Source organism: Nostoc sp. JL33, assembly GCF_017114985.1.
Classification (GTDB): Bacteria; Cyanobacteriota; Cyanobacteriia; order Cyanobacteriales; family Nostocaceae; genus Nostoc.
Genome location: NZ_JABXKP010000089.1, coordinates 1 through 24,051 on the forward strand (window position 1 = coordinate 1; position 24,051 = coordinate 24,051).

At 41.8% G+C, this 24,051-nt stretch carries 17 protein-coding genes; 6 read left to right on the plus strand and 11 right to left on the minus strand.

The window, feature by feature from the left end:
- Positions 1-126 precede the first annotated feature (126 nt).
- The 3 genes from phoU to HWQ23_RS26250 are packed head-to-tail and all read right to left on the minus strand — an operon-like array spanning position 127 to position 2,949.
- Complete coding sequence (gene phoU / locus HWQ23_RS26240; protein WP_292834984.1) at positions 127-795, minus strand: phosphate signaling complex protein PhoU; 669 nt, start codon at positions 793-795, stop codon at positions 127-129.
- Between the two features lie 28 nt (positions 796-823).
- Positions 824-2,143 carry a sensor histidine kinase gene (locus HWQ23_RS26245; protein WP_292834987.1) on the minus strand — a complete coding sequence of 440 codons (1,320 nt, stop codon included), beginning with the start codon at positions 2,141-2,143 and terminating at the stop codon, positions 824-826.
- A 53-nt stretch (positions 2,144-2,196) separates the two neighbouring features.
- On the minus strand, positions 2,197-2,949 hold the full coding sequence (locus tag HWQ23_RS26250) for a winged helix-turn-helix domain-containing protein (RefSeq protein WP_292834990.1): 753 nt from the start codon (positions 2,947-2,949) through the stop codon (positions 2,197-2,199).
- A gap of 383 nt (positions 2,950-3,332) precedes the next feature.
- Between HWQ23_RS26250 and HWQ23_RS26255 the strand changes: the two genes are divergently transcribed.
- Entirely contained in the window at positions 3,333-4,316 is a 984-nt protein-coding gene (locus tag HWQ23_RS26255; protein WP_292834993.1) for a hypothetical protein, read from the plus strand.
- A gap of 53 nt (positions 4,317-4,369) precedes the next feature.
- Positions 4,370-5,449, plus strand: a complete 1,080-nt coding sequence (locus HWQ23_RS26260) for a coiled-coil domain-containing protein (protein ID WP_292834996.1) — start codon at positions 4,370-4,372, stop codon at positions 5,447-5,449.
- 1,006 nt (positions 5,450-6,455) lie between these two features.
- Here the strand turns inward: HWQ23_RS26260 and HWQ23_RS26265 are convergent.
- From HWQ23_RS26265 to HWQ23_RS26295, 7 genes are all read right to left on the minus strand, one after another.
- Positions 6,456-11,861 (minus strand): trifunctional serine/threonine-protein kinase/ATP-binding protein/sensor histidine kinase, encoded by a 5,406-nt coding sequence (locus HWQ23_RS26265; protein WP_292834999.1) that lies wholly within the window; start codon positions 11,859-11,861, stop codon positions 6,456-6,458.
- A gap of 89 nt (positions 11,862-11,950) precedes the next feature.
- A complete protein-coding gene (locus HWQ23_RS26270; protein WP_292835002.1) occupies positions 11,951-13,594 on the minus strand; it encodes a sensor histidine kinase in 1,644 nt (547 codons plus the stop codon).
- Between the two features lie 414 nt (positions 13,595-14,008).
- Positions 14,009-15,157: an amidohydrolase family protein gene (locus tag HWQ23_RS26275; RefSeq protein WP_292835005.1), complete on the minus strand. Its 1,149-nt coding sequence runs from the start codon at positions 15,155-15,157 to the stop codon at positions 14,009-14,011.
- Positions 15,158-15,175: 18 nt separating this feature from the next.
- Complete coding sequence (locus tag HWQ23_RS26280) at positions 15,176-16,525, minus strand: glutamine synthetase family protein (RefSeq protein WP_292835008.1); 1,350 nt, start codon at positions 16,523-16,525, stop codon at positions 15,176-15,178.
- A gap of 267 nt (positions 16,526-16,792) precedes the next feature.
- Positions 16,793-17,566: a 1-(5-phosphoribosyl)-5-[(5-phosphoribosylamino)methylideneamino]imidazole-4-carboxamide isomerase gene (hisA, locus tag HWQ23_RS26285; RefSeq protein WP_292835011.1), complete on the minus strand. Its 774-nt coding sequence runs from the start codon at positions 17,564-17,566 to the stop codon at positions 16,793-16,795.
- 280 nt (positions 17,567-17,846) lie between these two features.
- Complete coding sequence (locus HWQ23_RS26290; RefSeq protein WP_292835014.1) at positions 17,847-18,146, minus strand: DUF3593 domain-containing protein; 300 nt, start codon at positions 18,144-18,146, stop codon at positions 17,847-17,849.
- The gene (locus HWQ23_RS26295; RefSeq protein WP_292835017.1) at positions 18,143-18,478 is read right to left on the minus strand and encodes a DUF2499 domain-containing protein; all 336 of its coding nucleotides are present in this window, start codon (positions 18,476-18,478) and stop codon (positions 18,143-18,145) included. Before HWQ23_RS26295 ends, HWQ23_RS26290 begins: the two co-directional genes overlap by 4 nt.
- Before the next feature lie 206 nt (positions 18,479-18,684).
- On the opposite strand from HWQ23_RS26295, the gene csaB reads away from it, so the two are divergent.
- The 3 genes from csaB to HWQ23_RS26310 all read left to right on the plus strand — a co-directional run bounded on the left by csaB (position 18,685) and on the right by HWQ23_RS26310 (position 22,103).
- Positions 18,685-19,728, plus strand: a complete 1,044-nt coding sequence (gene csaB, locus HWQ23_RS26300) for a polysaccharide pyruvyl transferase CsaB (protein WP_292835020.1) — start codon at positions 18,685-18,687, stop codon at positions 19,726-19,728.
- Positions 19,729-20,091: 363 nt separating this feature from the next.
- Positions 20,092-21,567, plus strand: coding sequence for a glycosyltransferase family 87 protein (locus HWQ23_RS26305; protein ID WP_292835023.1), 1,476 nt, complete (start codon positions 20,092-20,094; stop codon positions 21,565-21,567).
- Between the two features lie 83 nt (positions 21,568-21,650).
- Complete coding sequence (locus HWQ23_RS26310) at positions 21,651-22,103, plus strand: retroviral-like aspartic protease family protein (protein WP_292835026.1); 453 nt, start codon at positions 21,651-21,653, stop codon at positions 22,101-22,103.
- Between the two features lie 260 nt (positions 22,104-22,363).
- Here the strand turns inward: HWQ23_RS26310 and pgeF are convergent, their stop codons facing one another.
- The gene (gene pgeF / locus HWQ23_RS26315; protein WP_292835029.1) at positions 22,364-23,149 is read right to left on the minus strand and encodes a peptidoglycan editing factor PgeF; all 786 of its coding nucleotides are present in this window, start codon (positions 23,147-23,149) and stop codon (positions 22,364-22,366) included.
- A gap of 79 nt (positions 23,150-23,228) precedes the next feature.
- Between pgeF and HWQ23_RS26320 the strand changes: the two genes are divergently transcribed.
- Positions 23,229-24,047, plus strand: coding sequence for a biotin--[acetyl-CoA-carboxylase] ligase (locus HWQ23_RS26320; protein ID WP_292835032.1), 819 nt, complete (start codon positions 23,229-23,231; stop codon positions 24,045-24,047).
- Positions 24,048-24,051 lie beyond the last annotated feature (4 nt).

A 24,051-nucleotide genomic window follows, 5' to 3' on the forward strand; every position in this document is an offset into this window, starting at 1 on the left:
CTTATAACTTTATCTTGGAAGCTCTATTCTATGCAGCTTCATATTAAATTGGTATAAGTAAGTATGTAGGTGCAAATAATTATGAAGATAATAGGGGAATGGCGCTTACTAAATCGCTGGATTTATTTAAGAGCGTTGACCGGTGACAATATATGCTACCCTTTGACCGATATTAGTGGCATGATCTGCCATGCGTTCCAGACAACGAATTGCCAGTGCCAGCAGCACAATTGGCTCGACGACACCTGGGACATCGCGTTGTTGGGCTAAAGTCTGATAAACGCGATCGTAGGCATCATCTACAGTATCATCTAGGTGCTTTAAACGGCGTCCGCCGGCTTCATCAAAATCTCCCAAAGCCTTCAAGCTAGTTGCTAGCATCGCCTGCGCGTGAAGGGACATAGCTTCAATGTCGGGCATTGACGTATGAGGCGGATAAGGAAAAATTTTAATCGCAATCTCACCTAAATCCTCAGCATAATCGCCAATGCGCTCTAAGTCTCGCACCAGCTGCATAAAGGCACTCAAGCAGCGCAAATCTTGAGCCGTAGGCGCTTGCAGCGTCATAATCGCCGTACACTCTGATTCTATTTGTCTATAGAAGCGATCAATCTTTTTATCTAATCGGGGAAGTTCCTCAGCTGCTGTTAAGTTACGGGCAAATAACGCTTGGTGGCTGAGGCGAAATGATTGTTCGACTAAAGCACCCATGCGTAATACATCCCGTTCTAAACGCCTAATGGCGCGTGCGAGTTGAGGTCTTTGAGGATTGGGACTATAATCGATAGCTTTCACACTTGTTGTCTCAAAGGTGAAGATATTACTAACTATAGTCTTGGCTTAGGAAGTTTGCCATAACTTCACGAAATTGGAGTTGCATCCACGCACCACCAGTTTCTGGATGGTTCATTGCTTTGATTGAACCACCGTGGGCGATCAGAATTTGCTCAACGATCGCTAAACCTAACCCATTTCCAACGATCGCCCCTATGGAGTTACCATCTTGGGGGGAATGCGATCGCGCTTTATCTCCTCGATAAAATCGCTCAAAAACGTGGGGTAAATCTGCCTCAGAAAACCCGACTCCAGAATCAATAAGATTTATTTCGACAATTGGGGAAGCAGTATCATCCCCATTATTGGTTGATAGAATTTTCGCTTCGACTTGAATGCTTGTATAAGGTGGACTGTACTTAATGCTATTGTCTAGCAAGTTCAGAAAAACTTGGTAAATACGGGCTTTATCTGCCTTAATCCACAGATTTTCTGGGCCAGAATAAGAAAAAGACAGATGTTGGCGCCCTGCCAAGGGTTCTAGTGTTTCCCAAACAGATGCAATCAGCGATCGCAATTCTACAGCTTTGGTTTGCAATTGGATGTTTGGGTTTGCTTCGATTTGGGTAAGTTCTAACCAGCTTTGCACCAAGTTAATCAGCCGATCAACTTCTTGCATTAGGCGGTTAACCCAGCGATTTAAAGGTGGTTCCAAACGGTTTTGTAAGGTTTCCACAACTAAGCGAATCGAAGTCAGGGGCGTTCTGAGTTCGTGTGCTAGATCAGAAAAAGAGCGATCGCGTACTTGATTTATATCTAATAGGGGTTGACGATTTTCTAAAAAGACTCCCACTTGTCCATTGGGTAAAGGCAAGCTAGATGCCCGCAAAGCCAGAGATTTTATTGTTGGCATCTCTGCGGCATCCTCACAAGATGGATGAAATACCCATTCTCCCGTCTGTGGTTTTTGCCGATCACGAGTTTGTTCAATTAGATGGTCAAGTTCGTAAGACCGTACCAACTCTAGTAACAAACGCACCTGTTCTGGTTGCCAATGCAGATACAAAATTTCCTGCGCCTGCCGATTACACCACAGCAGTTGATTTTCCTCATCCACCTGCAAATATCCCACTGGTGCAAAATCTAGCAGGTTTTGGTAAGTTTGCAACGACTGCTGCAAATCTTGCCGTTGCTGTTTCACCATCGCTATTTCCTGCCGCAACCCAGGAATCAGCAGCAGTCGCATCTTGTAAAAATGCGAGGTTAACGGTCGAAGTAAGCGCCCCAGGTAGCGGTTAAGTTGAACCTGTTGCCAAACCCAAAACCCAATGCCTACCGCTAAACCCAGAAAAAATCCCAATAAGAGCATTTGAGTTGTTAGTTTCTTGGTGACTACTAAAAACTAACAACTATCTAAACTAATTATCCAAACCTATAGCCAAAACCTCGTACAGTCACAATATATTCAGGATGACTGGGGTCTTGCTCTAATTTTTCGCGCAACCAGCGAATGTGAACGTCTACAGTTTTACTATCGCCCACGAAATCTGGCCCCCAAACCTGATCGAGCAATTGTTCCCGTGACCATACCCTACGGGCATAACTCATAAACAATTCCAGCAGGCGGAACTCTTTAGGGGAAAGGCTCACCTCTTGACCACGAACTAGCACACGACATTCTTGGGGATTCAAGGTAACATCTTTGAATTTTAATACTGGTACTGGGGGTAAATTACTTAGGCGTTGGCGGCGGAGTAAAGCGCGACAGCGAGCCACTAACTCGCGCATACTAAATGGTTTGGTCAGGTAGTCATCTGCTCCCACCTCTAAGCCCAGAACGCGGTCAGTTTCAGTACCCTTAGCACTGAGCATTAAAATAGGTACTGGGTTTCCTTGATGACGCAACAAACGGCAAATATCTAGCCCATTGATTTGAGGCAGCATCAAATCAAGAATGATCAGATCAAAGGGAAGTTCCCCTGAGTTGGTTTCAAAACTTTTGAGATACTCTAGAGCAGACCGCCCATCGGGTGCAGTTATCACCCCATAACCTTCCTCTTCCAAGGCTACAGCTAGCATTTCCTGGATTAATTCTTCATCTTCTACTACTAGAATACGGCTGGTTTGTCCAATGTCCGTTCTGGCAGAATATTTGGTCGATTCACTGGTATACATTGATATCACAAAAGTCTAGGACTGTGCTTGTATCAATTAAGATGATTGAATCTATTATCTAGCCTTACTGTAACCACGCTTCTACTAGGGTTAATTCTTTTCGGTTTTCTTTACAAAAATTAATATATACGACAGCAGATGCTCCCCTTGACAAGAGCAGATGAAGTTGAGTATATTTACTTTAGTACACATTTACTATAAAGTAAAAACACAATGACACTTGTGTGGAAAAATCGTTCCCAATTAAGTGTGAGATGGGGAAAATTTCAGTATTACCACTGAGCTAAAAATGTTGATTCAAAGGCTACTCTGATGTCTGCATGGGTAGTATTTGGTATGGCTTGCTACCCAATAAATCATTGCTTATAGAAGGGGGTTGGAAGATGACTATAGTTGGAGTCAAGGACACCAAACAACAACTACTGCAAGCATTTCAACAAATTATTATCCAAAGAAAAAAGCTGGAGTCTAAAATAGCAACCAAACAAGAGGAAGCAGAAAAGGCAAAAAGTCAAGAAATTCTGCAAGCAGCTTCTGCATATACAGTTGATAGTATTGTCAAAGGTTTAGCTGATTTACAATTGGAGTTTGGCAGTATTCTCAATGCATTATCTGAAAAACTAGCTCAAGAAAATTCCAAGTTAGATGAATTGAGCCGAGCTATAGAAATTGAAACTCAACGCTTACAAGAGTTTCAAGAAATCAGAGTTGTAGCGGATACTCTAGACATTTTAAGTCAAGAACACCAAGAAAAATTAAAAACCCTAGAACAAGATACTATCAGCAAAAGGGAAGCACTAGAGAAAGAAATTACAATCAGGCGGAAAGAATGGCAAAAAGAGCAAGCAGAATATGCGGAAGAACTCCAAGCATATAACGATTTATTAGTCAAAGATCGCCAGCAAGAACAAGAAGAATCTCAGTATAAGTTAGAAACTACTCGTAAACTCAATACAGACAGCTACGAAGGGATAAAACGTCAACAAGAAAGGGAAATACAAGAAAAATCTGCAAATAAAGAAAAAGATTGGACAGAACGAGAAAAGATATTCGCCGAACGTCAACCACTCTTTGCAGACTATCAAGAACAAGTAGCTACATTTCCTAACGAATTGGAAGAAGCCGTTAAGAAAGCTAGGGAAGAGGCAATTAAAGAAACAAGTCAAAAAGCTAAAATTGAGGCTGATTTATTTGATAAAGAGTGGGAAGCTAATAAACAGAGCTATGAACTAAAAATTCAATCTCTGGAAGAAACAATTAAGAAACAATCTGAGCAGATAGAAGGTATTTCTGATCAATTGCAAACTGCATTAAAACAATCACAAGACTTAGCGATGAGAGCTTTTGGTAGTTCTAATCCTAAATAGTTGTGATTCTGGAGAATCTTAATCATTTTTAATTCCTGAAGATGAGGTTTATTGTGGTGGTAAAAAAACCGACTGATAAGAATACTAAAGTAGAAATTCTTCAGGCGTATGAGGAGTTAGCTAAAGAAAAAGTAGCGCTGAAATTGCAACTCGATGAAGTTGCCAAAGAAAACCAGTCTCTAACTAAAGAACAGCCTAAATTAGAACAAAAAACAGCTATGAATCAGCTTTCTAGTGTCCAAGAAAAGATGAGCAATACAATTGGAAGCTTGGCGAAGATTCAATTAGGTTTTGGCAGCGCTGCTAATGAATTATCAGAGCAGCTAACCACAAAAGCCTCTAAATTAAAAGAAATTAGGCGAACTTTAGAAGAAGAAATCCAACAATTAACACAGATGCACAATTTGGAAATTTCTGATGATATCTTGGATACTCTCATCCAAGCTTATGAAGATAATACTAAAGCTTATCAGGAAGAATATAGCCAGCGTTCTGAAGTGTTATTCCAAGAAATATTAGAGCGAAGGAATACTTGGGGAAAAGAACAAGAGGAACAGCAACGCGCGATAAAAGAACGGAATGAAAACTTGGATAAAACTCGGCAACGGGATGCCTCAGAGTATAAGTATAATTTAGAACTCCAGCGACAACTGGCAAGTGGCGAATACGAACAAGAGCAGAAAGCACTATATAAGCAACTCGAAGAATTACTACAAGAAACAGATAAACAGTGGGCTGAACGAGAGAAAGCAATTTCTGAGAGAGAGAAACAATTTGAAGAATTAAAAGCCAAGGTAGAGGCTTTTCCGAAAGATAAAGAAGCAGCTATAAAAAAAGCTACAGAAGAGGGCAAAGGCATCGCCCACTACCAAGCTAAAGTAAAATCAGATTTATATTCTAAGGAAGTGGAAGGGCAAAAGCGTTTCTATGAACTAAGACTGCAATCTCTAGAACAAACTATTAGTAATCAAGAGATGCGGATTCAAAATCTTTCTAAACAACTTGAATCGGCTCTCAAACAAGTTCAGGATTTGGCAGTTAAAGCTATTGAAGGTAATTCAAATGTTAATTCATATCAGGCAATTAAAGAAATAGCTTTAGAACAAGCAAAAACTCAAGTTAAAAATAAATAAGCTGATTTCGTCAGAATTCAGGAGTCAGAATAGTTAAAGAATCAGGATAACATTTGATGAATCAATATACCAATTATACTGGATTCCTTCTAAATTCTGACTTCTGACCAGAAATACAAAGGTACAGAGCAAGTAAATTTATTTATGGGGTTCAAAATTTTTGACTTTTGAATGCGTGACTTTTCACTTCCCCGTTCGCGCAGCGTCCCGTAGGGAAGGGGCTGACTCCTGCGTGCTGAATTCTTATCTGATTTCTTTTTGATCACAATTGTAGAGATTTCAAATTAATTGAAGTCTCTACAATCAACTATAAAGCTTTTTAGTCAGTTTTCTCTGGTTTTTTGATGTCTTGTGGAGGTTGTATTTTCTTCTTCTTTGTTCCGCTAGCTTGTGTTTGCTTAAATCCTTTGTTGGAATTTTGTTCTTGACTGGACATAATAGTAAATTTTAAGGTCTAATACAATTTAATCTACATTACGGGTATTGTCGATTACTGAAATATCTCAGAGAAAATTTAAGTAAATAGATCAGGCGGTGGGATAGCACATCTGTCATGGGTGTCAGCTTAACGTGAAAGCCAGTCTATAAGCAGCTTTTAAGATTGTCTCGAAAAGAAGTCTCCGACTGGGAATGCGTATTGGGGGGCTGCCGCCTCAAGACTTGCGGCAGAGCAGCAATTGAAGAGCATTTCCAGCCAGAGGCTGTTAACGAGGTTTGAAAAGGGTTTTGGCTTAAGTTGACACCAATGCACATCTGTGCTGTAGCTTACGACAGATGTGGTTCAAATACATGGAAACTGCTGTAAGCTAATTGGCATTTAAGTTGCTCCCATTAGGGCGGGCTTTCCGGCCCACCCCACAAGATTTTGATGAAATCGAAATATGCTTTCTTAGATATGTTTTAGCTTAATTGCATGGAATACAGACCTAACAAGAACAGCCCCTTAAGAGCTAGCGTTGGGGAGTAAGTCTCAAATCCGTACTTCTTTAAATCGAAGTAGTAGCCATTAAGATACTGGAATCTCAATGATAAATTCTGTTCCTTCGCCAAGCACAGAATTGCAACTCAACCGCCCATCGTGGGTTTCCTCGACAATTTGACGAGCGATCGCTAATCCTAATCCTGTTCCTTTCCCCACCTCTTTAGTTGTAAACAGGTGGTCAAAGATCCGCGATCTAATCTCCTCTGGCATACCCTGACCGTTATCTTTAATACGAATTGTTACCGTGCGTTGGTCACTGGATACTTCGGTGTGAATCAGTATTTGTTGATGATCGGCTCTGACTTGGGCAAAAGAACGCCCTTGAATGGATGTATCGAAGGCATCAATTGCATTAGCGAGGATGTTCATAAATACTTGATTTAGCTGTCCTAAAAAGCACTCGACAGGCGGTAAATTTCCATATTCGGTGATGACTTCGATCGCTGGACGTTTTTCGTAAGCTTTAAGGCGATACTTCAAAATCAACAGCGTACTCTCAATCCCTTCATGGAGATTACAAGCAACTTTTTCGGCTGTATCGGCTCTGGAGAAAGTGCGGAGACTGTTACTAATGTCTTCAATGCGATCGCTTGCCATCTTCATGGAAGTTAATAGCTTTGGTAAGTCTTCAGTTAAGAATTCTAGATCAATTTTTTCGCCATGCTTAATGACTGCGATCGCACCAGTGGGATAATGTTGTTTAAGCAATTGGATATGGGCGAGTAAGTCTTCAGTATAGTCTTCGGCATTGTCGATGCTGCCTTTGAGAAATCCGATGGGATTATTAATTTCATGTGCTACACCTGCAACCAAATTGCCCAAGGTTGCCATTTTTTCATTTTGCACCATTTGTAGTTGGGCTTGCTCAAGTTCTTGCAGCGATCGCTCTAACTGTTGTCCATAATTTTGAGATTCTTGATAAAGACGGGCATTTTCTAGAGAGATGGCGGCTTGGGCGCATAGTAGTTGGATAACTTCAATGCGATCGCTCGTAAATGCACCAATTGTCAGCGTATTTTCTAGATATAGCAGCCCAATGATTTTACCCTGATTTAATATCGGCGTACACAACACACTCTTAGGTTGTTGCTGCATGAAATATGGGTCGGCGATAAAATCAGTTTGTGCTGTTACATCATCGAACACAACAGTTTTTAAGCTGCGTTTGACAGAGTTTACCAGTGTAATCGGAATGCCTTCACTGGTTGACAATGGTACAGATACCAGCGTCACTCCTTGATTAATAGTGGCTACAGCTTCAACCACTAAGTTGTCTTGTTGGAGTACAAGCAGGGCAGCTTTTTGTGCGCCAGCATTTTCGATCACCACTTGCAAAAGGGTAGTGAGTAATTGCTCTAATTGAATTTCACTGGAGAGAGCTTGTGAGGCTTTAAAGATGGTGGCAAAATCGAAGCCTTCAGAAATATTGCTGCTCGAGAGGTTTGTGTGAATGGTTTGATATAATGTATCGATATTTGAACTCAGTTGAAAGCCATTAAATTGCCCTTGTAAGATGGGAGCTAGGAGTTGGGGATAGCGTTTTTCTAAGTCCTCGATTTTGGCTTTAGCGCCCCAACGGGCATAGCAGTAATAAGCTTCTTGCATGTAAGCTTGGGCGATTTTTTCTTTGCCCCAGTCGAGGTAGAACTTGGCAGCTAGTTCATTGCTCAAAGCTTCTTCTTGGATGTATTTGTTTTCTTTAGCAAGAGAAATGGCGCGATCGTAGAATTCCATTGCTTTGTTTTTTTGCAGCAAAACCCGATGCCGTTCTGCTTCGACTAAGTAAAATTTGTGTTGATGATTCATTGGGGTATGATGCGCCCATTTTTTCAGCTTTTTCTGATGAGATGTTACTTTTTTAAGAATCTGTTTTTGCTCAGTAAGCGTTGCTGTTGGATAGAGAATCAGTTGAGTTAGTGCCTGATAAAAATAAACTATTGGTACAACTGCCGCCGATGTTACCCCGTCTAAATAGGTTATTGCCTTAATTGATGCCTCAGATGCTCCGGTATAATTTTCAAACAGGTAGCAAAGTATCAGTTCATTGGTGTAGCTAAAGCACAATCCAGTGCGATCGCCTGCTTGTTCTTGTAATGGGCGAATAGTTTGTGCATCATAAACAGCACCCGATAAGTAACTGGGATTTGTAGACGGTTCCAACAAATTCAAGATAGCTTGACGAAATGAATTAGTATAGGTCAGAGGTTTTTCTTGTCTAAAATTGCTGTAGACTTCAGCATAGCCACCCATCTGTTTTTCTAACTCCGCCAATTCCTGCCCGATAAAGTATCCATGAAAACTACAGACAAAGCTAGCCCAAGCAGCATATTCAATATCTCCTGTTTCTAACCCCACTTGATAGGCTTCGATTAACGGTGCAATTGTATCTTGAAGGGGTTCATGCCAGTGATTAATAAATGTTTGAACAATGAAGACGGTTCTAGCTTTGAATTCCTTGCTATGGAATTTTTCCAGAATTTGTAATGCTAATTGACCAAATTCATAACCTGTCTGAATATTTCCCAGCATCCCACATTCGATCAATCCATACCAGGCATAGCCAAATGCAGATGCTGCCGCATTCCCGTACTGCATGGATAAATTGACTTCGCTCAAGATTATTTGTGGCAGTAAATCTGGACGACCAATATAAGCCGTTGAATTCGTACTAGCTAGAATTCGGATTGCTGCCAGTTGTTTGTCCCCCATCATGTCAGGTAAATCAATCAAATTTAAAGGAGATTTACCTAAAAGTCGTAATTTTGTTTGGGCTAAAGTAAGGAATGTTTGGGTTTGATTTGCTTGATCAGATAGTTTGACACCTAAGAGATTTAGTAGTGCGATCGCAGTCCGAATCGAATCATCAAAACGACTCTGAGCTAAATAAGATTGGATTTGGATCTCAATCGATTTCACTTTATCTAGTAAGACGTTAGTATGGTCTTGCACTTGCTTAACAAACTCTTCTACCTGGTCAAATTGACCCATGAAATAGGCTGCCGAAGCAGCTTCTTCATACAAGGCTAATGTGAGTGAATATTGTTGTTGCCAGCTATCTGTTCTCAATAGCTGAATCCCGCAACTGATATATTCCACTGTATTCGCATAAGCAGTAGATAGTTTGGCTTTTTGCCCAGCCAGCAAATTTAACTGTGCTAATTGTTCTTTGTCAGACTGCTGAGTGATTAGTTTTACACCAATATTCAACTGATTAACAATCTCAAAAATTCTCTCTTCCTGCTTTTTAATCGGTATTTTGCTTAATAATAGTTGGCCAATTTGCAGATGGATGGATTGCTTTTTTGACTCTGGGATTAACGCATAAGCCGCTTGTTGAACGCGATCGTGTAAAAATTTATAGTTTACAGTTAGCGAACTTTCTACTAAATCCTGTGTTTCCCGCCCGACATAGAATTTGTAAACTTCGCTTTGCGGCAGGATTAATCCCTCTTGTAATGCTTTCCAGAGGTATATTGCTGTTTCGGTTTCGGAATTTTCCGAAACAATTGCCAATGTTGCCAAATCAAATTGATTCCCAATACAAGCCGCTAATTTCAAAACATCTTGCGTTGATTCTGGCAGTTTTCGCAACTGTAACACCATAAAATCAACCACATCATCTGTTAAGGCTAACGTCTTCAAATGGGCAATATTACACTGCCAGCTTCCGCTATCTAAATCAAATTTAATTAGCTGGTCTTGATGCAGCGCTTTGAAAAACTGTGTACTAAAAAATGGATTTCCCTTGGTTTTTTGATAAACTAATTGTGTGAGTATTTCTGTAGTTTTTAGTGAACAATTTAGGGTGTCAGCAACCAGTTGATTTAAACTTGCTTCACTCAGAGGAGATAATGTAATTTTGTTAATCCTAAAATTAGCTTTGGCAATTTCATCTAATGTCAACATCAATGGATGAGCAGCAGAAACTTCATTATCCCGATAAGCTCCAATTAAAAGTAAAGCTCCACTTCCTGACTCGTTTATGAGCAACTGCATCAATTTGAGTGATGTAGAATCAGCCCACTGCAAATCATCGAGGAAAATTACTAATGGATGTTCTTTTGTGGTGAATATCTGAATGAACTTTTGGAAGAGTAAATTAAACCGATTCTGGGCTGCATTGGGTGAAAGTTGCGTTGCTGGTAGTTGTTGACCAATAATTTGTTCTAGTTCGGGAATTACCTCAAGAATGACTTGCCCCTGATCACCCAGCACTTGTAAAATTTTATTTTTCCAAGTTGACAATTGTTCATCACTTTCACTCAGCAATTGCCCCATTAAATCTCGAAACGCCTGCACAAAAGCAAAGAAGGGAATATTACGATTAAATTGGTCAAATTTGCCTTTGATGAAGTAGCCCCTTTGCCGGACAATGGGTTTATGAACCTCATTGACCAAAGCAGTTTTACCAATACCAGAAAAACCAGCCACCAGCATTAGTTCCGTCTGATTGTTGGTAACGCGGTCAAATGCTTTTAGCAGAGTTTCAACTTCATGCTCACGACCATAGAGTTTTTCTGGGATAATAAAGCGATCGCACACATCCCGTTGAGCAATTGGGAAACTTGCAATTTTCCCCGTTTCTTTTAGCTGATGTAAACAAATTTCTAAATCATCTTTCAGCCCAAATGCACTCTGATAGCGGTCTTCGGCATTTTTCGCCATCAATTTGCTGACAATAGATGAGAGTACAGGCGCAATTTGCGGATTAATCTCATTTACTAAACGCGGAAGTTTGGCAATATGACAATGTACCAATTCCATCGGATCGTGCGATTGAAATGGTAATTCCCCTGTTAGTAACTCGTAAAAAGTTACACCCACAGAATAAAAATCAGTCCGGTAATCAATTCCTCGATTCATTCGTCCAGTTTGCTCTGGAGATAAATAGCCGAGTGTCCCTTCTAGCACATTAGGACTCATCAATATTTGAGTTTCCCGTGGCAGCAAAGATGCAATACTAAAGTCAATTAACTTAACTTCTTTAGTTTCTGGATTAATTAAAATATTGGCGGGTTTAATATCTTTGTGAATGATCCGATTACGAATTAGAATATCTAATGAATTACACACAGCGATCGCAATTCGTAAAAACTCAATAAGACTTTGTGCTGTTCCCCCCATTCCCCCATTCTCTCCTCTCCCTTGCCATTGGTTGAGAGAAATTCCTCCAAAGTCCTCCATCACTAACGCATAGCCATTCTGATAGGGTTCCAGGCTGTAGGTTTGGATGATTCCAGGTAGATTTAGATTTTTGGCGATCGTGAACTGGTTGCGAAACTGTACCAATTCACTGAAGTTGGGATAAGCAGTTTTCATCAGCTTTATCACCACAGATTTTTGGTCAGTTTCTCGATTAGCGCGATAAACTAAAGTTCGAGAACCGTTGTATAGTTCTTCGCTAACGTGATATCCAGGAATGCTGACCATACGGCTTAATTTTTGAGACCTTACTATCTAGGGTTCCCAAAAAGAGGGCAGGATTTACAACTATAATTTAGTGATACCAAGTAGCTGCGTCATCTCGCCATTGATTCAGGTTGATGAACTGGTATCTCAATCATAAATTTGGTACCCTCTCCTAATGTGGAATCACACCACATCTTGCCATGATGTTTTTCTATGACTATTTTGTAGGTGATGGATAAGCCCAAGCCAGTGCCTTTACCGACGGGTTTGGTGGTGAAAAAAGGATCGAAAATGCGCGACCGCACTATTTCAGGTATCCCGGAGCCATTGTCGGCGATCGCAATCTGCACCCGATTATCAGCCGTAACTTGAGTAGAAATCCAAATTTTACCGGGTTGTGTTTGTTGAGCAGATTCCTCCAGCGCATCGATCGCATTCGCCAGTATGTTCATAAATGCCTGATTTAGTTGTCCGGGATAGCACTCAACCAATGGCAACTGACTGTAATCTTTAACAACTTCAATTGCCGGAGACTCTGGTATTGCCTTGAGGCGATGTTGCAAAATCAGCAGCGTATTGTCAATCCCCTCATGAAGATCAACAGCTTTGAATTCGGATTCATCCAGGCGGGAGAAGTTACGAAGAGATAAAACAATTTCCCGAATCCGTTGAGTGCCAACTTTCATTGATTGCAGTATCTTGGGCAGGTCTTGATTCAGAAAGTCGAGATCCACGTCATCCAAAGTTGCCTGGAGCGTTTGGGGCGGATTGGGGTAGTGCGCCTGATACGCCTGAACCAATTTCAGTAGGTCTTTACTGTAGCTATTAATATAAGTAATGTTGCCATGAATAAAATTGACAGGGTTGTTGATTTCGTGAGCAACTCCAGCGACGAGTTGCCCCAGACTCGACATCTTTTCAGTTTGAACAAGTTGCTGTTGAGTACTGTGAAGCTGAGTTAAAGCTTGCTGAAGTTCTGTTGAACGTTGTTCTTTTTCAGTCAGCAGTGTTTTCACGCGTTCGATCAAATGGTTGAATGCAGTCGCTAAAATACCGATTTCATCCTTGGTCGTCACGGGGGCTTGCAGGTCAAAGTTGGACTCTTGGGTGACTTGCCGCGCCACCTCTGTCACGGATTGCAGTGGTTTAGCAATGCTGCTCGAAATTCTCAATCCGATGATCAATGCCAAAATAACACAGCCTAAACTGGTGATACTAATCACAATCATTGTCGGTCTGGCTTGGGCGATCGCGTTGTCATACAGCGATGACCACTCTAGAATCACAGCACCAGTCACCTGTTTTTGATTGTTTGTCAAGGGAATGACAATTAATTTAATTCCTTGAGGATAATCAACGCTCTTTTCCAAAAAACTTCTGAGGTTATTATCCTGCATCGTTTTCTGGATTTCATTGCCCTTGTCATGATCAAAAATCGTGCCGACATTTTCGGGAACAGCGTCCGCTACAATCAGCTTTTGCCGATTGACCACCACAATGTCACGCTTTTGCACATCATGCAGCGAATTGGCGAAGTGTTGCAGTTCCTCCGAACGTTGAACAGAAATCGATTCGTGATCATCAGAGATATGGTGGACGATTGAAATAGCAAGCACTTGGGCAACATTTTCAGCTTCTGCGATCGCCAGAGTTTCAGCAATTTTCTGGTTTTGGGCGATCGCAACCGCACCAACAAGGCTTGTTAATAAGGAAATACCAACAAAACTTCCAAGCAGTTTGTGAGAAATTTTCATTGCGATAAATCAGCCATAACCATGTCAACCTAAAGTTAGTATTCCCAGATATTTGAACCACAAAGTTTTGAAAACTGGATGATCTTGGTAAAACTGGTAAAATTTCTCTACTGTAGGCTTTTAATTTGGCGAAGGTATTGCAGATATCGCGGGTTAAGCTCAACGTAAGGGATCTTACGGGGAGGCAAAAAGGGCTAGTACAGCACGGCGTAAATAAACCACCCATTCAAAATCAATGAAACGCTTACTCTGTATTCATTTTGAATTTTGAATTTTGAATTTTGAATTCCGCCTTGCGGTACTAGTAGTCTGTCCCATTAATTCTGATAGGTGAATCAAATTTCAATTTCTCTTCTTTCCTTCTTCCTTTGCGCTCTTTGCGACCTTTGCGGTTCGTTCTCTTATCCCTCAGATTTAATCGGACAGACCACTAGTATCTATTTCGGGGATTGATTGGTAGAGAACTAAGGCATTTTCGCGTAAAATTGCGACAGCGATCGCCTCTGCTTCAGCCACAGTAATGTCAGAATCTGCAATTGCTTGCTCTAGCACTTCCCCTAAAAGCTGGCGACCCCATTTTGCACCCAAATAGTACAATTCTGGAATTGAGTGTGCATCAGAAGAATACATTAATTTAGTAGTGGGAGTTAATTCTAACAGCTGCCTAATTACTTCCCGCATCCCGGACACGCTTAAAAAAGGTATTGCCAAACCGAAATCTAAATAAACTTGGGGATATACAGAAGCCAAATAACCAGCCTGCTGCATATAAGGATAGGAAGCGTGTAGCAATACTAATGGTACACGGCGGTACTGGGGTAACTCTAGTAAATATCGCAGATTTAGGGGATTCGCCAATCGTAAATCCAAGTCTGGATCACCATAGCCAGTATGGAATTGCACTGGTAGGCGATATTTCGCTGCTACTAATAACGCCTGTTGTAACAGAAAATCAATCAGGGATTTATCAGTCAGTCGCAGAGGTTGATTTTGCAGTTGTTGTTTGAGTAGGTCAAAGTGAGCCGCCGCCACCTCGTCAGCTACAGGTTGAATATCCAAGCCACTCCGGTAACAGGCAATACTTTTAAAAGCCACCACTCCAAACGGTGGTGGATCAAGTTCGCTGTTGAATCTTGCTAAGAATTGTGCAAAATCTTCTGATTGCGGAATTAGCTGTTCTGCTAATATTTCTAATCTCAGAATTCGTCGCACAGAAATAAACCTTTCATGCCACGATATCGGTAGGATAGTTTCTGGCTGCAAACCATCATCTAAGTAAATCGCCTCCAGGTTAGCGGCTCGAAAATAAATCTGCGTCAGTTCTTCTAACCCTAAACTTTCCCGCCGTGCCAAAATTGCTGCTTCTTCAGGTTCGCAGTTTAATAAAGCTGCAATCTCGCGTAAACTACGCCGATAAAAGAACGTATGACGCGCATGGTAGTTGATAATTTCTGGATCAGAGCTTTCAGTGAAGGCAGCCGCGTAAGGGTACTGGGCAAAAACTTCTGGTCTTAAGATGTTGTGGGCGTGTTGGTCAATTAAAGGAATGTCAGCTAGATTCATTGGTAATTAATGATATCGCTAGTATTTCTCTAATAAGGTTTTCACTTCTGCCGTTAATTCCCAATCTTTCATTGCTAGCCACTCTGCTTGACGCACTGCTAAGAAAGCTTTCGCTAACTGGGGATTTAAAGCTGTTAATAGGATATCGTCTTGCTGAAGGTGAGCGATCGCTTGCCCCAGATTATCTGGTAATCGGTCTATTTGATTAGCATTGCGTTCTGCAATTGATAAATATCCAGGGTCTTGATTCACCGGGTTTCCAGGTGTTAGACCACGCTGCACACCATCAAGTCCGGCGGCAATCACTGCTCCTAAAGCTAAGTAAGGATTAGCTGAGGCATCCACAGTTTTCAATTCCAAGTTGCTCGGACAGCCTAAACCAGGGTCACTGGGGACTCTCACGGCTGCCTCTCGATTATCTAATCCCCAACAGCGAAAAGCACCACTCCAACTATGAGGAAGAAGGCGGCGGTAAGAATTAGTACTTGGGGTAGTTAGTGCCATCAGTGCCGGAAGATGGTGTAAAATGCCAGCAATAAATTGTAATGCTACCTCAGAAAGACCACAGATTCCCTGTGGGTCAGGTAACAAGTTTTTCTCGCCATGCCAAAGGCTCAGATGGATATGACAACCACTACCAGCCGCATCCGGGAAGATTTTGGGTAAGAAGGAAGCGATCAGGTTGTGCTTGTAGGCGATCGCTCTGACGGTTTCTCGAAAAGCAATTTGCCAATCAGCTGCTTGCAAAGCATCGGTATAGCGGATGGAAATTTCCTGCTGACCGGGGCCCGCTTCAGGATAATACTGTTCTACAGGTATGCCTTGAGCGATCAGTGCATCTGCGATCGCATCAATTACTTCTCGGTTAATATCCATTGCCTGAGTTGAGGCAAAAACTGTGGAGTCAGCAGGAATGATTCCATCAGGTGTTTGCCGAAGTAAGTAAAACTCATTTTCAAATGCTGCCCGAACTTCCCAGCCATTAGATTCGGCTGCCGCAATCATCCGCTTCAAGAAATTTCGCGGGCATAATGGCCAAGCAGAACCATCTAATACCATATTGCCCATAACACGAGCATGACCAGGAGCATAAGGTAAAAGCTTGAGGCTAGACCAATCTGGTACTAAGCGAATTTCACCTACTGGCCCTAAACCAGTTTCTGGTACAACTGCATCATACATCACAGGAATTCCCTGCTGCCCTACAGAAATACCCACCCCATGCTCAAAGTAGTGATCTAGCATCCCCAGATGTACGGCTTTGCCACGGATAATGTTGGCATTATCGCACCAAAGAACTCGCACGAATTTTACACCAGTTTCTTCAAAAGATTTACGTGTTTTTTTCCAGTTATTTTTTTCGACCATTGCTAGTTATTTTCTCTGCATTTAGGTCTAAAGTTGAGATATTAGGGACTAATACGGTTGGGTTAAGGCTTAACTCTTTGTCAAAGTAAATTTTTTTAACGAACCGCGAAGGACGCGAAGGAAGAGAAGAAAGAAATGCTTAGGGACTTCCAAATAAAAAAATATCCCAAAACTGACGCAAAAATCCTCTCTATTTCTCTTCTCTCTGTGTTCTCTGTGTCTCTGTGGTTCGTTTCTTTGGATTTATTTCTTGGAAGTCCCTTAATCTCAAGCAAAAGTAGAAAAACCTAGATTTGGTGGAATATCCTGAATCCGCCCAGGCCCGATCGCTCGTAATGCTTCTTTGAGTAAAATATCCCCAGTATACAAAGCACGTCCGACAATTACGCCAGTCACGCCTTGAGGTTCTAACGCCAACAAACTCAACAAATCGGTGAGAGAACTTACCCCGCCTGAAGCAATTATCGGGATGGAAATTACTGCTGCAAGTTCTCGCAAAGCTTCTAAATTGGGGCCTGTGAGCGTACCATCACGGTGGATATCTGTATAAATTATGGCGGCTACACCCAATTCTTGCATTTGTACAGCCAGTTGGGTTGCTAAAACTTCTGAGGTTTCTAACCAACCGCGAGTTGCTACGCGTCCGTTACGGGCATCAATGCCAATAATAATCTGTCCAGGAAATTCTTCACACAGTTGTTGCACTAGCTGAGGCTGTTCTACGGCGATGGTGCCGAGAATTGCCCAGTGTACGCCTAGATTAAATACTTGTTGCACGCTGGTGCGATCGCGCAATCCTCCACCAATTTCAATCGGCACTGACACTGCTTGAGCGATCGCTTCAATTGCCCCCAAGTTTACTACTTTACCTGCTTTGGCACCATCTAAATCAACTATATGCAATCTGGTAGCACCTTGATCTACCCACTGTTTGGCAACATCAGCAGGATTTTCGCTAAAAACTTGTGAGCGATCGTAGTCTCCCTGATACAGTCGCACACAGTGACCTTCTAGTAAATCAATCGCTGGAATTACATCCATTTACCTTTACCTCATAACTTAATAGAATCAAACACTAGTAGGACTTACGCAAAACTACACGCCGTAGGGGCAATTCATGAATTGCCCCTACCTGAAAATCGGGGTTTCGGCTATTGTTTGCGTAAGTCCTGACTAGCTATAGCTGAATACTATTTTTATATTAGACAAGAAAGCAAAAATCCCTAACACTCCACCCCCAACCCCTCCTCGCTTGCGGGGAGGGGAGACAAAGCGTAGCTTTGGCGGGGTGGAGTTCTTATTTTTGATTTATGTAAGAGGTCTATTTTTCATTTTTCATTTTTAATTGCCTTACAGCTTGTCCAAAACCCAGCACAAGCAAAATATTAGAAAGCGTCAAAAATACTTCTGCACCACCGTGCAACCAATCTACATTGGCCAAAGACTCGCCATAATGCAGTTGGGCGTAAATTCCGGCTGGGATGGTGATGGCAACAAAGACGAGAGTGCCGTAAAATCCATACAGCGCTAAACGCGGCATTTGCGGACTGCGGCTAATAAACCACAAGAAACCCAAATAGGGAAACAGTGAAAGTGCAAACAGGGTTTCTTTAGAAATCATTGCTCTAATTTGATCGGTTTTGGTTCAACAATGTTAGGAGATTTCGTAGAACGCCAAATCAAAAACGCCGCTCCCCAAAGCGTAAAATTACCAACTAAGGTCATGGTAGCTTGAAGCGTCACCAGCCATTCCAGAGATTCGGCGTTGTCGAAATAATGCCAGGTACAAGCACACATGGCGCTGACTAAAGCTGGTAACATGGCAAGGGATAATCCCCACCAACTGCGGTTATTAGTGAGTTCGCCATAAGTCCAAATTAACCAAATGGCGACAATCCACTCAATAACGCTAGAAATATGAATAATCCAGGTGGGAATCGATAGGGCTTGCATAAGAAAGTTAGAGACGCGATTAATCGCGTCTGTACAGGATTTGGGAGAGACGCGATTAATCGCGTCTGTACAGGATTTGGGAGTCCTTTTTATCTTCCTTTGTTACGAAGTTTGAAAATAGAATTTGTGAATGAGTCTAGTATCTGTAGTAATCACAGATATTCTGTATAAAAAAAGTTGTTAATCTAAAATCCAAAATGGTCAAAATGCGGGCATTATTGTCTGGATATTACGGTAAAGGTAACGGTGGTGACGAAGCTTTGTTGGCAACGCTTTTGCAAATGTTACCATCTCACGTAACGCCTGTGGTGCTTTCTGGTAATCCAGAGGAAACGCGCGATCGCTACAATGTAGAAACCTACGATCGCATGGCTCCCTTACTTGTGCTGCAAGCTTTACGCTCAAGTGATGCCTTGATTTGGGGCGGCGGGAGTCTCATTCAAGATGTTACCAGTACTATCAGCCCATTTTATTATGGGGGACTGATGGCATTGGCGCAGAAAATGGGTTTGAAAACCATTGCTTGGGCGCAGGGTATTGGCCCTTTGGTGCGTCCGCAAACTCGCTGGTTAGCACGGCAAACCTTTGGTAATTGTACCAAAATTAGTGTCCGCGATCGCGCCAGCGCTGCTTTATTATCTGATTGGCAAATTCCTTGTATTATAGCTCCTGATCCGGTTTGGGCATTGGAATCTAAACCAGTACCAGGACTTTGGGATTTACCGGCACCGAGAGTTGCGGTAACGTTGCGATCGCACCCCCTACTTACAGAAACACGTCTGGCAAACTTGACTCGTGCTTTGGTGGACTTTCAAAAAGCTACGCAGGCTTTTATTTTACTACTGCCGTTTCAAAAAAGTGAAGATTTAAGTATTGCCGAAGCTATTCAACCCCAACTTAAAGATGTCAGCAAGATTTTATGTCTAGAAGATCCGCAACTTTTAAAAGGTGTGTTTCGCGGTGTCGAGATGGCAATTGGGATGCGTCTACACAGCTTGATTATGGCTGCGGCTGTTGGTTGTCGCTGCTTTGCTCTTAGTTATGATCCGAAAATAAATCGGCTCATGGAAGATTTGGAAATGCCTGGGTGGGATTTGGCGAGTTTACCAGATGACCCCAATTTGATTAGTCTGGCTTGGATGGAGCATTACGCCAATGGCGAGCCGTTATCACCAGAGAAAATCCAATATTTGGTGGATAGGGCATTAATACACCGCGAGTTATTGAGCCAAGCTTTATGTAATAATTAAGACCAAAAAATCTAGCCCGAAGAAAATACAAAACTTCATTTATTTACTATTTGGATAAAATCGACCGGACAATGGTGGCTCATGTCCCTGAGGGACTGACAAATAAAACAATACTCAACTACTTCTTGTGGGGTGGGCGTCTCGCCCGCCCGTATACGTATACAAAGGCGGGCAAGATGCCCACCCCACAAGATTGGGTAATTTATTTGTTGTCAGTCCCTGAGAGCAAGCTTGGTTATGGCCGGAAGGGAGTAATTGTCAAAGTTTTGTAAATTGAGAATGAAAATACTTAAGTATCGTTTATAACGACTGTTTAGGCGATATTATTTACGATATCCAGAAATAATTCTTGAGATAATTACGATGATAAGCTTTGGCTTTTGGAACCTACTTATAGTAATTGTAGTTGCTTTAGTTCTGAAAAATAATTGGCAATTAGATGATGAAAAGGCAGCCTGGAAAAATTCTTTATTCTTAAAATCTTTGGTGATCCAACGGTTGATACAATTTTTTCGTCAACCAATTGTTAACTTTCTCGTCCAAGCAGGTGTTGTATTAATCGTTACAAGATTACTCTGTTATACAGGTTGGCTAGTTTATTTCCTAAATCAACCAAATCCACCTTTCTGGGATTTTAAGTGGTATTATGTGGCGAGTAAATTGGCTCATCAGCATTTGAGTCCTTTTAATGTCGAGATTTTTAACCAAAGTTTCTGTACCCTAACTAAGGTCTGTGGATTTATTCCACCGTTTGTCTATCCACCTAATATTATTCCTCTCATCTGGTTTCTCGATTATTTTTCGATCAATACTGCATTTACAATCTGGGTTGTAATGCATATATTAGCAATCGCTTTGGTTTTATGGGGAGCGAATATTCTCTTGAAGTCGAGATCACTAGCTCTAAGAACTATTTGCACAATCTCAGCAGCCTTGATTTATGGCTTAGTTTACGATCTTCAAGTTGGTAATGTTGCCATTTTCATTGCAGCTCTAATCTTATGGATGTTTATCTTGGCTAGAAAACATCAGGATATTCTAGCAGGAGTTTGCTTGGGGCTTGCCCTTTGTAAACCAACATTAGCTGCATTATTCGTTCTATATTTTCTACTAAAAAGACGGTTTTCTCTAGTTTTTGTATCTCTGATCACAGTTACTTCTCTAGTATTTTTAGGTCTAGCCTTGACGGGTAATTCTTTGACACAATTCATGTCGGATGCAGCTCGGGGATTTTCACTGTGGCTAAATGATCCATCAGTTAGCCCCGATATTTCGATTAGTCGCCTCGATTTGATGGTTGTGGGGCCGAGATTATTACCCAATAACCCATTCTTTGCCAAGCTTTTGTCAGACTTAATTGTTCTGATACTTATTGGTTGGGCGGGTTGGTATTGGTATCTACAACAATCTCTCACAGCCTGGTCAAAGAAAATCTACTTAGCAGAAATGGTTCTAATTTCTTGCTTAAGCATTGGCATCAACTATTCGCAGGAAACTAGTTCTGTGATGTTAGTACCTGCTGTTGTTTTTTTACTAAATGATTTGCTCTATCAGATTAGGCATTGTACATTCTCTATGAAAAGAATGTCTGTTTGGTTAGCAGGAGTTTGCTTTCTTGCAGTGCAAACAGCAGTTATTCATGGCTGGCTCATCGGTTCTCTAGCAAAACGATGGAATGTGAAAGCAGGGGAATTGCCCTACATTATGAAAGTAACTATCTTCGCCCTACCGAGTTATGCGATTTTAGGAATTACCGTGAGTATTTTAGTCTTAGCAATTAGTTCCCTGCGTCAAAAACAGGTTATGAAATTGGAACCTTTGAGTCGGGTGTCAAATTAGAACATCAGGAGTCATAAGTAAGTACTTGGGAAACACAGGATACTCTAGAAGCAGATTAAAGAATTTTCCCAAACATACAGATTATGGTAAATCTCAATCGTTACAATCTTGCCAGCAATCAACCTATGGGTGCAGTTCGAGTCAAAGTCAAACTCACTAATGCCATTGATGAAGCGCTTGTTAGCCGAGGAATGCTCAATCCAAATATGCTGCGGGTATATGAAACTGAAGCATTAGTAGACACTGGGGCAGTACGTACTGTACTACCGATGTCGATTGCCCTGCAACTTGGTTTGAGAATTCGAGGACAGCAAATTGCTCAATACGCTAACGGTAGTGAAGAATCTATAGGCGTGACTGAACCCGTAATTATTGAATTGACAGGACGGGAAACTACTGAAGCCACATTAGTTACAGGTGATATAGTCTTGATTGGACAAACGGTGCTTGAGACGCTGGATTTACTAGTGGACTGTAGAAATCAGCGACTTATTCCGAATCCTGATCATCCTAACTATCCTGTAATGAGAATATAGCCCAATACGCTTGGGTTAAGGATAATTGTAAGGTTGGGTTGAACGTTCGCCAACAGCGTCCCGTAGGGAAGTGAAACCCAACAAACTCTTGATAATGTTGGGTTACCCTGCGGGAGGAAAGCTCCGTTCCTCAAACGCCACTTGCTTCTCCTGTCGGAGACACACAATTTCCAAGTCGGGAAACCGCACCTGTAGCAGTGGCTCCCCAACCTACGCAGTTTAAGGTTTTTGGCTCTAACCCAAGCGTATTGGAATATAGCCTAGTGATTCTTTTTGCTGCTAACAATTCCTGACCACTGAACTTTTTTCTCTTTCTCTCGGCGGTAAGAAAAGAAATGCTCTGGAGTTTGGAAAGTACAATAAGGTGCGATCGCAATTTGTTCTGCACTAATTCCCATATTTTCCAGTTGTAAGGTATTCACTCGCCTGACATCCAGCCGTACCTTACCTGCATTTGGGTCTTCTAGCAAAGGTGAATTTGGTAGCTGATGTAATGCAGTTATAATTTTTTGTTCGTCATCATCTGGTATAATACTAGCCCCGATTTCGGCAGCTACATCGATAGAGACTTGGTAAACCTCACCAGCGATCGCCGGGCCCATCGCAATGCGTAAATCATCGAGTTTGCTGCCTTGAGATTGTAATCGAGCGATCGCCAGGGGCACAATCTTTTTAGCAGTCCCCCGCCAGCCTGCGTGTAATGCTGCCACCTGTCCAGTTTTCACATCCCCAATCAGCACAGGTGTACAATCTGCACTAGCCACCCAAACAGCTTGTAGAGGCTGTTCGCTAATTAAACCATCTGCCAATGCTAAATCCTGATCATCAGTGCTTAAGAGGCTGTCAATTTCTTGAGGGGTGAGAACAGTATTGCCATGAACCTGCTTTAAGCGATAGACTGATGCCTCTGGTTGCAATACTTCTGTGATAACTTGTGGCGATCGCGGCCAAAACTGCTGGGTAAAGAAGCCGTGCTCCCAACGTTCCAGAATACTACAAGTTAGATAGGGCAGTCCTTGCCAATTGCGCCAGTACCAAGTGTGCATCTTCAACCAAACCTAAACGGAAAATCACTTCATCAGCCAATCAATGCTAACTTGAACAACGGAATTTGGGTTAACTGCTGTGGAATTTAATCTGCAAAACTTGGAAGCAGCCTTGAAAACAGGGCGTAAGTATACACATATACCATTTTCCCTCCACTTTTTTGAAAGCGTCTCCTCAACTAACCAAACCCTCTGGAACTTACTCAACCAAGGAGCTATTTCAGGAACAGTAGTAATCGCAACTGTGCAATCTGCTGGGCGGGGACAATGGGGACGGCAGTGGATTTCTGCTGTTGGGGGATTATATCTTTCCGTGGCGATTTCTTTCGACCACAAAATAGAAGCTACTGACAGCTACCAGCTAACTTTTGCTACTGCTTGGGGAATTGCCTCTCAATTGCGCCAATGCGGTGTTGATGTTGGGATAAAATGGCCCAACGATTTAGTTTTAAATGGCCGCAAACTAGGCGGCATTTTGACAGAAACCAAAGTAAACAAAGGACAAATCACCCAAGCAGTAATTGGTGTTGGTATTAACTGGACAAACCCAGTACCGGAAACTGGAATCAATCTGGAATCGTGGCAAGCTTCTCAAGATTTCAAACCAATTTCTTGTCTGGAAATGCTAACCTCTAAAGTCTTGCTGGGAATAGAATCCGGTATGGAGTGCCTTTGCCAAGAAGGAGTAAAGGTACTCTTGTCTCGCTATTTAGATTTGCTTATAAACATGGGCGATCGGGTCTACGTCAACAATCTTTCAGGTAAAGTAGTTGGGGTGACTTCTCAAGGAAATTTACGAGTTGATTTGGAAACAGATGATACAAAGGAACTAAATACACCGGAAATTTATATTCAACCCGGTACAATCAGTTTGGGGTACCATAAATCTTCCGTTTAAATTT

Excerpts from the sequence above, each read along its gene's own strand:
- HWQ23_RS26245 (WP_292834987.1), bottom strand. The coding sequence starts at position 2,143 with ATGCTCTTATTGGGATTTTTTCTGGGTTTAGCGGTAGGCATTGGGTTT.
- HWQ23_RS26250 (WP_292834990.1), bottom strand. The coding sequence starts at position 2,949 with ATGTATACCAGTGAATCGACCAAATATTCTGCCAGAACGGACATTGGA.
- HWQ23_RS26255 (WP_292834993.1), top strand. The coding sequence starts at position 3,333 with ATGACTATAGTTGGAGTCAAGGACACCAAACAACAACTACTGCAAGCA.
- HWQ23_RS26265 (WP_292834999.1), bottom strand. The coding sequence starts at position 11,861 with ATGGTCAGCATTCCTGGATATCACGTTAGCGAAGAACTATACAACGGT.
- HWQ23_RS26270 (WP_292835002.1), bottom strand. The coding sequence starts at position 13,594 with ATGAAAATTTCTCACAAACTGCTTGGAAGTTTTGTTGGTATTTCCTTA.
- HWQ23_RS26275 (WP_292835005.1), bottom strand. The coding sequence starts at position 15,157 with ATGAATCTAGCTGACATTCCTTTAATTGACCAACACGCCCACAACATC.
- HWQ23_RS26280 (WP_292835008.1), bottom strand. The coding sequence starts at position 16,525 with ATGGTCGAAAAAAATAACTGGAAAAAAACACGTAAATCTTTTGAAGAA.
- hisA (WP_292835011.1), bottom strand. The coding sequence starts at position 17,566 with ATGGATGTAATTCCAGCGATTGATTTACTAGAAGGTCACTGTGTGCGA.
- HWQ23_RS26290 (WP_292835014.1), bottom strand. The coding sequence starts at position 18,146 with ATGATTTCTAAAGAAACCCTGTTTGCACTTTCACTGTTTCCCTATTTG.
- HWQ23_RS26295 (WP_292835017.1), bottom strand. The coding sequence starts at position 18,478 with ATGCAAGCCCTATCGATTCCCACCTGGATTATTCATATTTCTAGCGTT.
- csaB (WP_292835020.1), top strand. The coding sequence starts at position 18,685 with ATGCGGGCATTATTGTCTGGATATTACGGTAAAGGTAACGGTGGTGAC.
- HWQ23_RS26305 (WP_292835023.1), top strand. The coding sequence starts at position 20,092 with ATGATAAGCTTTGGCTTTTGGAACCTACTTATAGTAATTGTAGTTGCT.
- HWQ23_RS26310 (WP_292835026.1), top strand. The coding sequence starts at position 21,651 with ATGGTAAATCTCAATCGTTACAATCTTGCCAGCAATCAACCTATGGGT.
- pgeF (WP_292835029.1), bottom strand. The coding sequence starts at position 23,149 with ATGCACACTTGGTACTGGCGCAATTGGCAAGGACTGCCCTATCTAACT.